The organism is Haemophilus haemolyticus (assembly GCF_003490595.1).
GTDB classification, from domain to species: Bacteria; Pseudomonadota; Gammaproteobacteria; order Enterobacterales; family Pasteurellaceae; genus Haemophilus; species Haemophilus haemolyticus_L.
Window position 1 is genome coordinate 1 of sequence record NZ_QQGY01000016.1, and the last position, 15,166, is coordinate 15,166.

General features: G+C 40.1%; 10 protein-coding genes and 1 other RNA gene. 5 read left to right on the plus strand and 6 right to left on the minus strand.

What is annotated here, in order from left to right; translation table 11 throughout:
- Positions 1–206 precede the first annotated feature (206 nt).
- The 3 genes from DV415_RS09880 to polA are packed head-to-tail and all read right to left on the minus strand — an operon-like array spanning position 207 to position 4,663.
- A complete protein-coding gene (locus DV415_RS09880; protein ID WP_118791080.1) occupies positions 207–1,511 on the minus strand; it encodes an L-cysteine desulfidase family protein in 1,305 nt (434 codons plus the stop codon).
- Positions 1,512–1,529: 18 nt separating this feature from the next.
- A complete protein-coding gene (locus DV415_RS09885) occupies positions 1,530–1,844 on the minus strand; it encodes a cupin domain-containing protein (RefSeq protein ID WP_118791081.1) in 315 nt (104 codons plus the stop codon).
- A gap of 11 nt (positions 1,845–1,855) precedes the next feature.
- The gene (gene polA, locus DV415_RS09890) at positions 1,856–4,663 is read right to left on the minus strand and encodes a DNA polymerase I (protein ID WP_118791082.1); all 2,808 of its coding nucleotides are present in this window, start codon (positions 4,661–4,663) and stop codon (positions 1,856–1,858) included.
- Between the two features lie 148 nt (positions 4,664–4,811).
- Between polA and DV415_RS09895 the strand changes: the two genes are divergently transcribed.
- The 4 genes from DV415_RS09895 to clpB all read left to right on the plus strand — a co-directional run bounded on the left by DV415_RS09895 (position 4,812) and on the right by clpB (position 8,825).
- Positions 4,812–5,114: a cell division protein ZapA gene (locus DV415_RS09895; protein ID WP_118791083.1), complete on the plus strand. Its 303-nt coding sequence runs from the start codon at positions 4,812–4,814 to the stop codon at positions 5,112–5,114.
- Positions 5,115–5,347: 233 nt separating this feature from the next.
- Positions 5,348–5,545: non-coding RNA, 6S RNA (ssrS, locus tag DV415_RS09900), on the plus strand.
- 17 nt (positions 5,546–5,562) lie between these two features.
- Positions 5,563–6,126: a 5-formyltetrahydrofolate cyclo-ligase gene (locus DV415_RS09905; RefSeq protein WP_118791084.1), complete on the plus strand. Its 564-nt coding sequence runs from the start codon at positions 5,563–5,565 to the stop codon at positions 6,124–6,126.
- Between the two features lie 128 nt (positions 6,127–6,254).
- Positions 6,255–8,825 (plus strand): ATP-dependent chaperone ClpB, encoded by a 2,571-nt coding sequence (clpB, locus tag DV415_RS09910; RefSeq protein ID WP_118791085.1) that lies wholly within the window; start codon positions 6,255–6,257, stop codon positions 8,823–8,825.
- 36 nt (positions 8,826–8,861) lie between these two features.
- On the opposite strand, the gene rlmB is transcribed toward clpB, so the two are convergent.
- A complete protein-coding gene (gene rlmB / locus DV415_RS09915) occupies positions 8,862–9,602 on the minus strand; it encodes a 23S rRNA (guanosine(2251)-2'-O)-methyltransferase RlmB (RefSeq protein WP_118791086.1) in 741 nt (246 codons plus the stop codon).
- A 55-nt stretch (positions 9,603–9,657) separates the two neighbouring features.
- On the minus strand, positions 9,658–12,006 hold the full coding sequence (gene rnr / locus DV415_RS09920) for a ribonuclease R (protein WP_118791087.1): 2,349 nt from the start codon (positions 12,004–12,006) through the stop codon (positions 9,658–9,660).
- A 481-nt stretch (positions 12,007–12,487) separates the two neighbouring features.
- Here rnr and DV415_RS09925 point away from each other — a divergent pair, with 481 nt between their 5' ends.
- On the plus strand, positions 12,488–13,672 hold the full coding sequence (locus tag DV415_RS09925) for a YadA-like family protein (RefSeq protein WP_338153080.1): 1,185 nt from the start codon (positions 12,488–12,490) through the stop codon (positions 13,670–13,672).
- Positions 13,673–13,824: 152 nt separating this feature from the next.
- On the opposite strand, the gene yedE is transcribed toward DV415_RS09925, so the two are convergent.
- Complete coding sequence (gene yedE, locus DV415_RS09930) at positions 13,825–14,883, minus strand: YedE family putative selenium transporter (protein WP_005632118.1); 1,059 nt, start codon at positions 14,881–14,883, stop codon at positions 13,825–13,827.
- Positions 14,884–15,166 lie beyond the last annotated feature (283 nt).

Genomic DNA, 15,166 nt, shown 5'->3' on the forward strand with positions numbered 1-15,166 from the left:
GAGAGGGTTGTAAGTAATAAAACATGAGAGTTTCCTTTTTTGTTTAGATTGATTTTGACACTCATATTCTAAATGGGAAAATCTCACTTTTTATTATGATTTGTCAGATTAAGTCTGATCTTCTACAATTTATACTCAACCCTTTTGTTTACGATAAATGCCAATGAAATTGAAATTTCTTTATTTTTCACCGCACTTTATTTTCATTAAGGACAAGGTTTACTCACCATGATTTCAATAACCTGTCTGTCGATATGTTGCATACTTTTTGATGCAATAGCGCAGAGATTATCAATGGTTTGATCAAGATCGTGTTCGACAATACCTTCATTGCCAGTAACATGGGTTTCATCCATTGCCATAAGTACCGATTTATAGCCTGAAGCAACGCTGGTGGAGACTTTCATTGCACAGCTATTGGCGGCACCATCACAGATAATGCCACTAATATCGCCAATCATGCTACAGATGCCCATGCTAGCTGTTTCAAATTTGCCTGTGAGTAAATAAGCAATACCAGCACAGCTTCCCATTGATGCCGTAGTTACAGCACAAAGTGCGGAGAGTTTGGGTAATTTACTATGAATATAAATGGCCATTAAGTGGGATAAGAAAAGTGCGCGGATTCGTTTTTCTTCACTCACTTTGAGATAATCTGCAACAACGACAACAGGCATCGTTGCCGCGATCCCTTGATTGCCGGAACCAGAATTGCTCATCGCAGGCAGCGTAGCTCCGCCCATTCTTGCGTCTGATGCGGCTGTAGTTTCAATCATAATTTTGCTTAGCAAATCATCAGAAATTAAACCGCTACCCACTTGTTTTCTCAACGTGCGACCAATATGCAAGCCATAATTTTCTCGCAAACCTTCATCTGAAAGCGCTCGATTCAGCTCTGCAGCTTGACTAATAAAACGAATTTTTCCTAATTCAACTGCATTGGAAAATTCAAAAAGCTCGCGTGCACTAATTTGTTTAAACACTTCATAAGGATCGTAATTAGCACATTCATCCTCCACTTTCTGAAAAATGATTTCACCATTTTTTTCGATCAAAATAACATTGGTATGCTGATCTTGAATGGCTACTTTCACGTAATCATTATCGGCAAACAATGTTGATTCTGAATATAAAATATGTTCGGTTTGATGAATATCTACACTCACTAATTTTTGTTCAAGCATAGATTTAGCGGCAATAACTTGCTCTGGCGTAATATGTTTTAATACTTCTAAACCGCCATCTGGGTTACCGCCTAATGCGCCAATTGCCGCAGCAATAGGCAATCCCACCATACCTGTTCCTGGCACTGCAACACCCAATCCATTTTTCATTAAGTTTGGCGACACCTTGGCTTCAATACGTTCAGGCGTTTTGCCCAAATATTTCGCAGCTGTAGCAGATGCGAGCGCAAGAGAAATGGGTTCAGTACAGCCTAGGGCTGGCACAACATCATGTTTAACGATGTGGAGTAATGGTTTTTCAATTTCGTTAAGTCTTTCTTGATTCATAAAATTCTTTTTAATTTGTTAAATACTGTCTTCTTTCTCTATGACTAATATACGCGCTTCACCTTGTGGATGAGCAACATGTTCGGTACCGATACCCGCATAAAAAATATCACCCGTATGGAGCAATACGGCTTTCTCTTGACCATCTTCTTTGTAGCGCATTTCCACCGTACCATTCATGACAGCAAAGACTTCTTCACCGTCATTGATATGCCATTTGTAAGGTTTATCTGTCCAGTGTAGACGCACCGAAATACCATTCATATTGGTAATATCGAGGGCTCCCCAAGTACGTTTTGCCGTAAAGTGGCGACTTTTAATAACTTTATTCATGATTAAATTCCTTAGTGCGCTTCATCCCAATTTTGTCCAACACCTACTTCCACAATCAACGGAACAACTAATTTCGCAGCGGCTTCCATGTGTTGTTTAATTTGCTCACGGAAAAATTCTACTTTTTCTGACCGCACTTCAAACACTAATTCATCGTGTACTTGCATAATCATTTCAATATCTGGATCGTGACGGATTACTTCATCAATTTTAATCATCGCTCGTTTAATAATATCCGCAGCCGTGCCTTGCATCGGTGCATTGATCGCTACGCGTTCTGCTCCTTTACGACGCATAGCATTGCTAGAATTAATATCAGGTAAATATAAACGGCGACCAAATAGCGTTTCCACATAGCCTTGTGCTTTCGCTTTTTCACGGATATCGGTCATAAATTGCTGTACGCCAGGATAGCGTTGGAAATATAAATCCATATATTTTTGTGCATCTGGACGGGAAATACCCAGTTGGCGTGAAAGTCCAAACGCAGACATTCCATAAATTAAGCCGAAATTAATTGCTTTAGCATTGCGACGTTGCTCACTGGTGACTTCATCTAATGACACGCCAAAGATTTCAGCTGCCGTGGAGCGGTGAATATCTTTGCCTTGAGAGAAGGCGTTAATTAAGCCTTGATCGCCGGAAAGATGCGCCATAATGCGTAACTCAATTTGAGAATAGTCAGCGGCGACAATAGAATAATCTTCACGCGTGATAAATGCTTGTCGAATACGACGACCTTCTTCATTCCGAATTGGGATATTTTGTAGGTTTGGATCACTTGATGATAAACGCCCTGTCGCCGTGACGGCTTGATGATAAGAGGTATGCACTCGGCCTGTTTGTGAATTGACCATTTGAGGCAGTTTATCCGTGTAAGTGGATTTGAGTTTACTCAAGCCACGATGTTCAACCAAAATTTTTGGTAATTCGTGGCTATAGGCTAATTCTTCCAATACTTCTTCATTCGTTGATGGCGCACCTTTTGGCGTTTTTTGTAAAATAGGTAGCCCAAGTTTATCGAACAAAATTTCTTGCAATTGTTTGGTGGAGGCCAAATTAAATGGCTGACCCGCTAATGCGTAAGCTTGTTCCTCAAGTGCGGTTAATCTTGTGGCAATTTCGTTAGATTGTATAAAGAGGGCATCACTATCAATCAAAACGCCTGTACGTTCCATACGAGAAAGCACATGGAGTAATGGTAACTCCATTGTTTTATACAATTCAACAAGCGTTGGTTCTTCTTGCAATTTCAACCACAGTGCTTGTTGTAATTTCATTGTCACATCAGCATCTTCTGCCGCGTATTCTGTGGCTTGTTCTAAGGGGATTTGATTAAACGTAAGCTGACCTTTCCCTTTTCCTGCAATACTTTCAAATGCGATAGTCTCATGCCCTAAATAACGTTTAGCTAAATCGTCCATATTATGACGACCCGTACTGTTTAGCGTATAAGAAAGCAACATCGTATCAAATTCAACACCTTGTAATTCAATGCCATGACGGGCAAAAATGCTTTCATCAAATTTAATATTTTGTCCAATTTTGCGAATGTTAGGATTTTCTAAAATGGGTTTGATAGCTGCAAGTGCAGTCGATTTTTCGAGTGTTTTTGGCGCATCCAAATAATCCAATTGCAATGGTAAATAAGCGGCTTCGCCATTTTCAAGAGCAAAAGAGATACCTACTAAATTCGCAGACATATAATCAAGACTGTCTGTTTCAGTATCGACTGCAATGAGTTTTGCTGAATTGAGTTTTTCAATCCAGCGTGTTAAATCCGCTTGAGTGAGCAAGGATTCATATTTTGTACGATCGATTTGAATTTTAGGCGTATTTTCCACCGCACTATTTCTCACCGAGTTTTGAGCTGGTGATGTCGCCTGATACTGGTTAATTTTCACTGGCTGTTCAGTGGTTTGGGTTATGGAGTCAGCACCATTCATCACTTCATTAAGCCAGCGTTTAAATTCGTAGCGAGCAAAATATTCGATGAGTTGATCGTTTTGACTTTCTCCAAGCAACAATTCATCTGTTGTCACGTTAAGTTCAACATCGGTTTTGATGGTTGCTAATGTATAAGAAAGATCGGCATTGTTTTTTTCTGCCAATAATTTTTCACCTAGTTTTTTCGCACCACGAATTGGTAGTTCTGCTACTTTTTCAAGATTGGCATAAATCTCAGCCATACTTCCGATGCCTTGTAGTAAACCAAGTGCAGTTTTTTCGCCAACGCCAGCAACGCCCGGAATGTTATCTGCACTATCGCCCATGAGTGCTAGATAATCAATGATGAGTTCAGGTGGAATACCGTATTTTTCAATCACACCCTTGCGATCCAATAAGCTATTATTCATGGTGTTGATAAGCATAATATTGTCATCAACTAACTGTGCCATATCTTTATCGCCAGTACTAATGAGCACTTTTTTACCTAAACGCGATGCTTGTAGTGCGAGCGTACCGATGACATCATCCGCTTCGACACCTTCAATGACTAAAAGAGGAATGCCAAGGGCACGAATCATATCGTGCAAAGGCTGAATTTGTTTGCGTAAATCATCAGGCATTGGTGGACGGTGAGATTTATATTGTTCAAACATTTCATCACGAAATGTTTTCCCTTTTGCATCAAAAACAACGGCTATATGAGAGGGTTGTACTTGTGAGATGAGGCTTTTTAGCATATTTAACACGCCGTACATTGCACCTGTTGGCTCACCTGCGGCATTAGTTAAAGGTGGAAAGGCATGAAATGCACGATATAAATAAGAAGAACCATCCACTAGCACAAGAGGATTTGTTGCAATTTGGGCCATAAAAATCTCGTTTTAAACTGAAAAATGCGGGCATTATAGCGTAATTTATGGTGATGAGCGAACGGCGGATTCAATGTAAAATTTGTGACGAACGTTTTTTGCTATGGCATAATATCCGCCACTCAAATATTTAATTTAAGGAAATCAAATGTCGTTAAAATTGGTCGAAATTTTAGTTTTGGGTCAGGTCTTACGTTTAAACGTGCCCGTTGAACAAGAAGAATTATTGCGCCAAGCTGCCCGTAATTTAGATATATTGGTTTCTGAAATGAAAGAAAAGACAGGCCTTATTCAGCTTGATCGTGTGCTTTCTATTGTGGCGCTTAATTTGAGTTTTGAATTAAGCCAAGAAAAAAATAAAGCGGCTAAAATTGAAGAGGTATTGAGAACGGGTATCCAACAATTAGATCATTCGTTAGAAAATATCCGTGTAACTAAAGAACAATATTAAATTTAAAAGTGCGGTGGAATTGAGCTGAGATTTTTAAACTAGAAGACACAGTTAATTCGGCTCAGTAATTAAAAAATCACCGCTATGTCTTTTAGATTTCCCTTACGAATATCAATAAATACCTAAAACTAATTTGTATTATCACACTCTTTGCCGTTTTATAAGCAACTCGTTAAAATTGACAAATAAATGCTAGTCAATACTGAGAATTTGGGCTAGTATAAACCTATAAGAATTACCTGGAGTGTTCGTCAGTAGGCTATGTCCCTGAGCCGATACTTTAAATCTTATAAATTGGTTTCCTATCGTTGGTGTGTAGGCTTAACCTTTGACTCGTTCATTGGGCTAAGAAACCTGAAAACGGTATCAACTGATTTCCTTGAACCGTCGGGTTCAAGGACTACTGCCCGCAGCGGCACTCTGGGTCCTATCTTCTTCTTTCATATCTATGAATATTCAAAAACGCCAGAAAATCCGCGCTGAAATCCGAAAAATACGCGCAAATTTAACCGCGCTTCAACAGTACCAAGCTGAACAATCGGTTACTCAACAGGCGTTAAATCTTATCGGGCAACGACAAGCCAAAAATATTGCATTATATTTTTCTTTTGATGGCGAAATTTCAACAAAAGCGTTAATCCAATCCCTTTGGATGCAAAACAAAAATGTGTATTTGCCTGTTTTACATCCTTTTACTCAACATCATTTATTGTTTTTACGCTATTTACCTGATACGCCAATGAAACCAAATCAGTTTGGTATTTGGGAGCCGAAGCTGAATGTTCAAAATGTTTTGTCATTAAATGAATTGGATATTTTATTTACGCCATTGGTGGCTTTTGATAAACAGGGAAATCGCCTTGGCATGGGGGGGGGATTTTATGATCGCACGTTGCAGAATTGGCAAGATAAATCTTTTATTCCAGTAGGTTTAGCGCATCGATGTCAGCAAGTAGAAAATCTTCCTACTGAGCATTGGGATGTGCCACTATTCGATATTTTGGTAGGTTGAAACCTATCATCAAATTTTTATTGATAGATAAAATCAAAAATATTTCAATTTTTCTCTTGAAATCCTTTCAAACGATCTTACTTAATTTGAGCAAACGGCGAAAGCCAAAACCAAATTGAGGAAAGTGTATGAACATTGAAAAATTTACGACAAAATTCCAAGAAGCTTTAAGCGAAGCACAATCACTTGCTATCGGAAAAGATAATCAATTTATTGAACCCGTGCATTTATTGACCGCACTGTTAAATCAACAGGGTGGCTCCATTACGCCAATTTTAACTGCAAGTGGCGTAAATGTAACTTTATTGCGTAATGAATTAAAGACTGAACTAAATAAATTGCCACAGGTTATTGGCAATGGCGGTGATGTACAACTTTCACGCCAGCTCATTAATTTGCTCAATCTATGTGATAAATTTGCACAACAAAACCAAGATAAATTTATTTCGAGCGAATTGTTTTTGCTTGCAGCTTTAGAAGAACGAGGAGCGCTCAGCGATATTTTGAAAAAGTGCGGTGCGAAAAAAGAGCAAATTTCGCAAGCCATTCAGCAAATTAGAGGGGGACAAAACGTGAACGATCAAAATGCAGAAGAAAGTAGACAAGCATTAGAAAAATATACGATTGATTTAACTGCTCGTGCAGAAAGTGGCAAACTTGATCCTGTAATTGGACGTGATGAAGAAATTCGTCGAGCGATTCAAGTATTACAACGTCGTACTAAAAACAACCCAGTGTTAATTGGTGAACCGGGTGTGGGGAAAACAGCGATTGTCGAAGGTTTGGCACAACGCATTGTCAATGGTGAAGTGCCTGAAGGCTTAAAAAACAAACGTGTACTTTCTTTAGATATGGGCGCACTGATTGCTGGTGCGAAATACCGCGGTGAATTTGAAGAGCGGTTAAAAGCTGTTTTAAATGAGTTATCAAAAGAAGAAGGTCGCATTATCCTCTTTATTGATGAAATTCATACTATGGTCGGCGCGGGTAAAACCGATGGTGCGATGGATGCGGGTAACTTATTAAAACCAAGTTTAGCGCGCGGTGAATTACATTGTGTGGGTGCAACAACGTTAGACGAATATCGTCAATATATCGAAAAAGATGCCGCACTTGAGCGTCGTTTCCAAAAAGTTTTTGTGGACGAGCCTAGTGTAGAAGATACGATTGCGATTTTACGTGGTTTGAAAGAACGTTATGAGATCCATCACCATGTGGATATTACTGACCCTGCGATTGTCGCAGCAGCAACGCTTTCTCATCGTTATATTTCCGATCGTCAGTTACCGGATAAAGCCATTGATTTGATCGATGAAGCGGCGTCTAGCATTCGTATGGAAATAGATTCTAAACCTGAACCGCTTGATCGTCTTGAACGTCGAATTATCCAACTAAAATTGGAACAACAAGCATTACAAAAAGAAGAAGACGAAGCAAGTCGCAAACGTTTAGAAATGTTAGAGAAAGAATTGGCTGAAAAAGAACGTGAATATGCCGAACTTGAAGAAGTATGGAAGTCAGAAAAAGCAACGCTTTCTGGTTCTCAACATATTAAACAAGAGTTAGATACTGCAAAAACCGAACTAGAACAAGCGCGGCGCGCGGGTGATTTAGCTAAAATGTCTGAGTTGCAATATGGCCGCATCCCTGCTCTTGAAAAGCAACTTGAGCAAGCTGAAACCAGCGAAGGCAAAGAAATGGCGCTTTTACGCTATCGCGTCACAGATGAAGAAATCGCTGAAGTACTTTCTAAAGCAACAGGTATTCCTGTTTCTAAAATGATGGAAGGTGAGAAAGAAAAACTCTTACGCATGGAAGAAGAATTGCATAAACGCGTGATCGGTCAAGAAGAAGCCGTTGATGCGGTAGCAAACGCGATTCGTCGTAGCCGCGCTGGTCTTTCCGATCCTAATCGCCCAATTGGTTCTTTCTTGTTCCTAGGGCCAACAGGTGTAGGTAAAACAGAGCTTTGCAAAACTTTGGCGAAATTCTTGTTTGATAGTGAAGATGCGATGGTACGTATCGATATGTCAGAGTTTATGGAAAAACACAGTGTATCTCGCTTAGTCGGGGCACCTCCGGGTTATGTTGGTTATGAAGAAGGCGGTTATTTAACTGAAGCTGTTCGTCGTCGTCCGTATTCGGTTATTTTGCTCGATGAAGTGGAAAAAGCCCATGCGGATGTGTTCAACATCTTGTTACAAGTGTTAGATGATGGTCGTTTAACTGATGGTCAAGGCCGTACCGTGGACTTCCGTAACACCGTGGTGATTATGACCTCTAACTTAGGTTCTGATTTAATCCAAGGCAGCAAAGACGAAAGCTATAGCGAAATGAAAGCCTTAGTGATGTCTGTAGTAGGCCAACATTTCCGTCCAGAATTTATCAACCGTATTGACGAGACCGTGGTATTCCATCCGCTTGGTAAAGAAAATATCCGTGCAATAGCCAATATTCAATTAGAACGTTTGGCAAAACGTATGGAAACTCGTGGTTATGAATTGGTGTTTACCGATGCTTTATTAGATTTCATTGGTGAAGTGGGTTACGACCCAATTTATGGTGCACGTCCATTGAAACGTGCAATTCAACAAGAGATCGAAAACAGCTTGGCACAACAAATTCTATCTGGTGCGTTATTACCTGGTAAGGTTGTTACCATTGATTACGCTAACGCAGAAGTTCAAGCTAGACAATAGGTATTAAAAAAGTGCGGTAAATTTACCGCACTTTTCTTATGAACCTAAACGCTGACGCACAATTTCAAATAAACATACCCCTGTTGCGACAGATACATTTAATGATGAAACTGAACCAGCCATTGGAATGCTAATCAGTTGATCGCAATGTTCACGTGTTAAACGACGCATTCCTTCGCCTTCAGCTCCCATAACAAGTGCTAGTGGCCCTGTCAGTTTGCTTTGATAAATGGTTTCAGTTGCTTCGCCAGCAGTGCCAACCACCCAAATATTATGATTTTGCTGTAAATCGCGTAGCGTGCGAGAAAGATTGGTTACACGAATTAACGGCACGGTTTCTGCTGCACCACAAGCAACTTTACGTGCGATAGATGTTAATTGTGCCGATTTATCTTTCGGTACGATCACAGCTACGGCTCCAGCCGCATCAGCTGTTCGCAAACATGCTCCCAAGTTGTGTGGGTCAGTCACGCCATCCAAAACTAATAAAAGCGGATTTTGTTTATTCGCAAGAATTTCATCAAGATCATTTTCATTAAGTTCTTTTGCTGCTTGTACTCGAGCAGTGACACCTTGATGAACTTCGCCATCAGCTTTTTTATCAAGTGTTTGTCGATTAACGAATTGCACGCCAATTCCGAGAGAATAAAGTTCGTTTAAGAGTGGTTGTAGGCGTTTATCTTCACGTCCTTTAAGTACGAAGACTTCAATTAAACGTTCTGGCGAATGGGTTAAAATACTAGTAACAGCATGGATGCCGTAGATTTGTTCTGACATAAATTTCTCTTTTTCTTATTTGAATTTTTAATGTATTCCCACAATGGGATTTGAATTATTTTCGTTTTCTAGATGTTTTCTTCGAAATTTCTTTCTTTTTTACCGCACTTTTTTGTTTTTGGGAGGCTTTAGACGGTAGTTCTTTAAAGACTTTCTTGGCTTTTTCTTTCGCGGTTTTTCCAGCACGACGAGGTTTACGTTCACTCCTCATTAGCGAGAAATCGACCATCTTATTTTCTAAATGTACCGCTTCAACTTTGATGCGAACTTTATCGCCTAATCGATATTGCATTCCGCTATTTTCGCCAATTAAACGCTGTTTTGCTGCATCGAATTGGTAATAATCGTTTTCTAAAGTCGAAATATGGACTAAACCATCGATGAATAAGTCATCTAAGCGTACAAATAAACCAAATCCAGTCACAGATGAAATAACACCGTTAAATTCACCGCCAACATGATCTTGCATATATTCACATTTCAGCCAATCTGCCACTTCACGAGTTGCGTCGTCAGCACGGCGTTCGGTCATTGAACAGTGATTGCCAAGTAAATCCATTTCATCAAAAGAGTAATGATAACCGCCTGTATCGGTGGTTTTACGTTTTGCGCCTTGTTCTTTAGCGAGTAAATATTTGATGCCTCGATGAAGTGTTAAGTCTGGATAACGGCGAATTGGCGAAGTAAAGTGAGCATACTCTTCTAAAGCCAAACCAAAGTGCCCGATATTATCAGCGTGATAGACAGCTTGGCTTAATGAACGTAGCAGCATTGTTTGGATAAGTTCATGATCAGGTCTTTCTTTAACTTTTTCTAAGAGAGCAGCATAGTCTTTTGTGGTTGGTTTTAATCCGCCTTCTAAAGTTAAACCAAACTCACTTAAGAAAGTGCGGAAAGATGTTAATTTTTCTTCGCTCGGGGTGGCATGAATACGATATAACGCAGGCTCTTTATGTTTTTCCATAAAATTGGCTGCTGCGATATTCGCAAGAATCATACATTCCTCAATGATTTTGTGGGCATCGTTACGAACAACAGGTTCAATGCGCTCAATTCTTCCCATTGCATTGAAAATAAACTTAGTTTCAATGGTTTCAAAATCGATCGCACCACGTTGATGACGCGCACCAAGCAAAGCTTGATAGAGTTTATAAAGATCTTCTAAATGAGGCACAAGTGTAGAATAACGAGTGCGTAATTCTTCATCGCCTTCAAGCATTTTTGCTACTTTGGTATAAGTGAGGCGGGCGTGAGAATTCATCACTGCTTCATAAAAACGACAATCTGTGAGCTTACCTTTGGCAGAAATTTGCATCTCACACACCATACACAAACGATCCACTTGAGGGTTAAGAGAGCATAAGCCGTTTGATAAAATTTCAGGTAGCATTGGTACAACTCGGTTCGGAAAATAGACTGAGTTACCACGATTATACGCTTCTATATCCAAAGCGGAACGTAAACGTACGTAATAACTGACATCCGCAATTGCGACCCAAAGTTTCCAGCCTTTGCCGTGTTTTTCACAATAAACGGCATCATCAAAATCCCGAGCATCTTCACCATCAATGGTCACAAGCGGTAAATGACGTAAATCTACACGCCCTTTTTTTGCTTCTTCTGGGACTTCTTCAGTGAATTTTTTTACGTATTTTTCTACCGCACTTGGAAACTTATGGGGAATATCGTGGTTACGCAAGGCGATTTCCACTTCCATTCCTTTCGCCATATTATAGCCAAGGATCTCAGTGATTACGCCAATTGGTTGGTTAAAACTAGCAGAGCGTTCTTGCAATTCGACAACGACCACTTGTCCCATACGAGCACCATTACGATGTTCATTTGGCACGAGAATATCTCTGCCAATTCTGCTGTCATCAGGCACCACATAGCTAAAACCGTTTTCTAAGAAAAAGCGACCCACAATTTGTTTTTTACGACTTTCTAATACGCGTACAATTCGCACTTCACGGCGACCACGACGATCTAATCCAGCAGGCTGAGCTAAGACAAAATCTCCATGCATGACTCTTTGCATTTGATGGTTCGGAATGAATAAATCATCTTTTTTGCCATCGACCTGTAAAAAACCAAAACCTTCGCGATGACCAATTACCGTGCCTTTAAATAAATCTAATTTTTCTGGTAAGGCATAGTGTTTACGTTTGGTGAACACTAATTGTCCATCATTTTCCATCGCACGTAATCGGCGACGCATCGCTTCTATTTGTTCTTCATTTCGAATGGAAAGTGCGGTCAAAATTTCATCCCGATTCATCGGTGCATTATTGTCTCGAATAACGCTTAAAATAAATTCTCGGCTCGGGATTGGATTGCCGTATTTTTCCAATTCTCGTTTGTAATGAGGATCTTGGTTGATTAAGTTTTTACGTTTTTTTGTCATTATTTTTTACAGTTTTAAAAAGTGCGGAGAGTTTGACACTGTAAGGGGGATAATGCAAGACGGGGGGAGGTTTATTTATCAGTAAAACCAATGAACTTTTTCAATGTGTAAATAAACACCTATTTTTCTTTTTTATTTTTTGTTAAAGTTTCAAACCCTTAATTATTATTCATTTGACAAAAGGAACAATATTATGACAATCATTAAGCAAGCAAGCAAGCAAGCAAGCAAGCAAGCAAGCAAGCAAGCAAGCAAGCAAGCAAGCAAGCAAAATAGTCTAATCCACCTTTCTTTAATCAGTCTACTTATTTCCACTTCTTTTTATTCTGTTCAATCTTTTGCTGCAACTCCTACGTGGAAGCCTGTCTATGGTAAAGCGAATGGTGATGCAGAGGGAACATTCTACACAGTTGCAATAGGCGATGAAAGTGAAGTCTTAGAACCAGAACCGGCAAGTGGAAATACAAAATCTCACGGTTCAATGGTTATAGGGGGGATGGCTAAAGCTAAAAATTTAGGTTCTGTAGCAATTGGTTATCAGGCAGAAGCAGGTTTGGATAGTAAAGATGGGAATTTCAGTACCGCTATTGGTGCAAAAACCAAAGCACCCAAAGGCGGGGTTGCACTTGGCTTCAGTGCAGAAGCTGAAGGAGAAAACTCTCTTGCCATCGGTTCTGCTGCAAAAAGCAAGGACGGATACGGTGCAACCGCTTTCGGCACAGGAAGCCGTGTAGAAAAACTAGAAAAAGGTAAAAAGAATACTATTCAAGGACAAGACAACAAAAGCATTGAAGTGGATGAAAATGGCAAAGCAACCAAAATTAATATTAAACGTGAAAGTGAACAATCTTTAATCGAAAAGCAGGGTGAAACCTATGGAGCAATAGCTTTTGGTTTGAAAGCATCTTCGCATAACTTATTCAGCACAGCCTTGGGGGCATTTTCTACGGTTGCCGCGGTTGAAGGTACTGCCGTCGGCGGCGGTAGTCAGGTAACCGGCTATCGCGGTTCTGCTTTCGGTATGCACAGCAAGGCAGAAGCAGAAAAAAGTTTAGCTTTGGGTTATGAAAGCGAATCAACCGCTTATAACTCCGTTGCCTTGGGCGCAAGTTCACTTGCTAACCGTCCTAACACCGTTTCTGTAGGCGATAGTAATTATAATCTTTACCGTCAAATCACTAATGTCGCCGATGGTACAGAAGATTATGATGCAGTTAATGTGCGTCAATTAAATGCAGTAGAAGCTAAAATTGGTCAAGTGAATAATCAATTTACACAAGTTGATACCCGTTTAAATCGAACAGATTTACGTATTAACCGCGTTGGCGCAAGTGCTGCGGCGTTGGCTTCATTAAAACCTGCACAATTAGGCGAAGATGATAAATTTGCGTTGTCTTTGGGCGTTGGTAGTTATAAAAATGCGCAGGCGATGGCAATGGGTGCAGTGTTTAAGCCAGCTGAAAATGTATTGCTTAATGTAGCGGGGAGTTTTTCTGGTTCGGAAAAAACCTTTGGCGCAGGTGTTTCTTGGAAATTCGGTAACAAATCAAAACCTGCGGTATCAACACAAAGTGCGGTCAATTCTGCGGAAGTTTTGCAATTGCGACAAGAAGTGTCGGCAATGCAAAAAGAATTGGCTGGGTTGAAAAAAGCATTAAGAAAATAATCTTTAAACTAAGTGAGTAAGGGCGTGATGTACGCCCTTTTTTATTTATCTATTTATTTAAATATTATATAGATATTCAGATGGATAGATATAGTTAACCTTTTGGGAAAGAATAAAATCTGCACTCGTGATGAGTGCAGATAGAAAGTGAATTAAGCGGATTTTTTGGTAAAGCCAATATAGGCGCAGAATATAAATCCAAGCACTAAAGCGTAAGGCGTGAATTCACCAATGCCAGAGCCTGAAGCTGCAAGGCTTAAACGATGCGCCGCGGCTGCACCTAAAAGCATACCAAGCACAAAAATAGCGGAGTCATTATCACCTTCACCAAGATGAACCAAATGTTTGCCAGGGCAACCACCGCCAAGGGCGAAGCATAATCCGCAAAGTGCCATGCCGAGGAAGTTCCAAAGATATTGATTATGTGCACCAGGTTGTTGTTCAAACCCTAAATGGAATTGACCAAGTAAAGCATTGGTAATGGCAGCAAATACCACTAAAGCGATGACACCATTCAATAATGAAGAATCACGGAATAGAATGAAATTGCGGAATGCACCGATTGAGCAGAAACGTGATTTTTGCATTAATACTCCTATGATTAGCCCGCCTGCTAAAGATAATGCCCAAAATGCATGTTGTGTGCCAGGGCCTTTTTGTGAAAAATAAAGCGGTAAACCTTCGCCAAAACTAAATTGTGTGATAACGCCAATAAGTAATAACCCCGCAATAATGACAGAAATCCAGCCTGTAACAGGGGCTTGTTCTTTTGCTTTGCCGAGCGAAAATCCTCGATTGCTAAAGAAAATACCACCTAGTACGCCGACAAATAAACCGACTATACCGGCAATCGCAGATAAATCGCCGCCCCCTAGCCGCAAATATGCGCGCCATGGACAACCTAAGAAAGTTAGAGCACCAATCATGGCAAATGCCCCTAAAATTAAGCGAATGAATGGCGATGAGCCACCACGAGCACGAAATTCTTTCGCAAATAACGCACTCACTAACGCACCGAAAATTAATCCGATGAGTTCGGGGCGGATGTATTGAAGTGGAGCGGCTTGATGTAAGCCAATGGAGCCAGCCGTATCGCGTAAGAAACAGGCTGCGCAGAATCCCATGTTGCCTGGATTTCCGCTATAAGTAAGTAGTGGAGCGATGATACCAAGTGCAGCACCTGCAACCACAGGCCATTTTGATCCTTTCATAATGAAACCCTTGTGATATCTAAAGTTAAACTAAATTGTGTACTCTCGAATACTCGAAAAGCACGTTCATTTTAATCCAAGAAGTTAAATGGTAAAGAATGTTTTGATGAAAAGATGAGATAAATCAAAAATTTGGTAGGAAAAAAGTGCGGTAAAATTGATCTGCACCCCAAAAGTTGGACTCAACAAACCAACAATTGAGGTGCAGATTTTTTTATGGGTAAACACTACACAATCGAATTTAAATTACAGGTTCTCCAACCTATTCTGAATCGGAAAATGA

Coding starts and splice junctions, on each gene's coding strand:
- DV415_RS09885 (WP_118791081.1), bottom strand. CDS start 1,844: ATGAATAAAGTTATTAAAAGTCGCCACTTTACGGCAAAACGTACTTGG.
- yedE (WP_005632118.1), bottom strand. CDS start 14,883: ATGAAAGGATCAAAATGGCCTGTGGTTGCAGGTGCTGCACTTGGTATC.
- rnr (WP_118791087.1), bottom strand. CDS start 12,006: ATGACAAAAAAACGTAAAAACTTAATCAACCAAGATCCTCATTACAAA.
- clpB (WP_118791085.1), top strand. CDS start 6,255: ATGAACATTGAAAAATTTACGACAAAATTCCAAGAAGCTTTAAGCGAA.
- rlmB (WP_118791086.1), bottom strand. CDS start 9,602: ATGTCAGAACAAATCTACGGCATCCATGCTGTTACTAGTATTTTAACC.
- DV415_RS09925 (WP_338153080.1), top strand. CDS start 12,488: ATGGTTATAGGGGGGATGGCTAAAGCTAAAAATTTAGGTTCTGTAGCA.
- DV415_RS09880 (WP_118791080.1), bottom strand. CDS start 1,511: ATGAATCAAGAAAGACTTAACGAAATTGAAAAACCATTACTCCACATC.
- polA (WP_118791082.1), bottom strand. CDS start 4,663: ATGGCCCAAATTGCAACAAATCCTCTTGTGCTAGTGGATGGTTCTTCT.
- DV415_RS09895 (WP_118791083.1), top strand. CDS start 4,812: ATGTCGTTAAAATTGGTCGAAATTTTAGTTTTGGGTCAGGTCTTACGT.
- DV415_RS09905 (WP_118791084.1), top strand. CDS start 5,563: ATGAATATTCAAAAACGCCAGAAAATCCGCGCTGAAATCCGAAAAATA.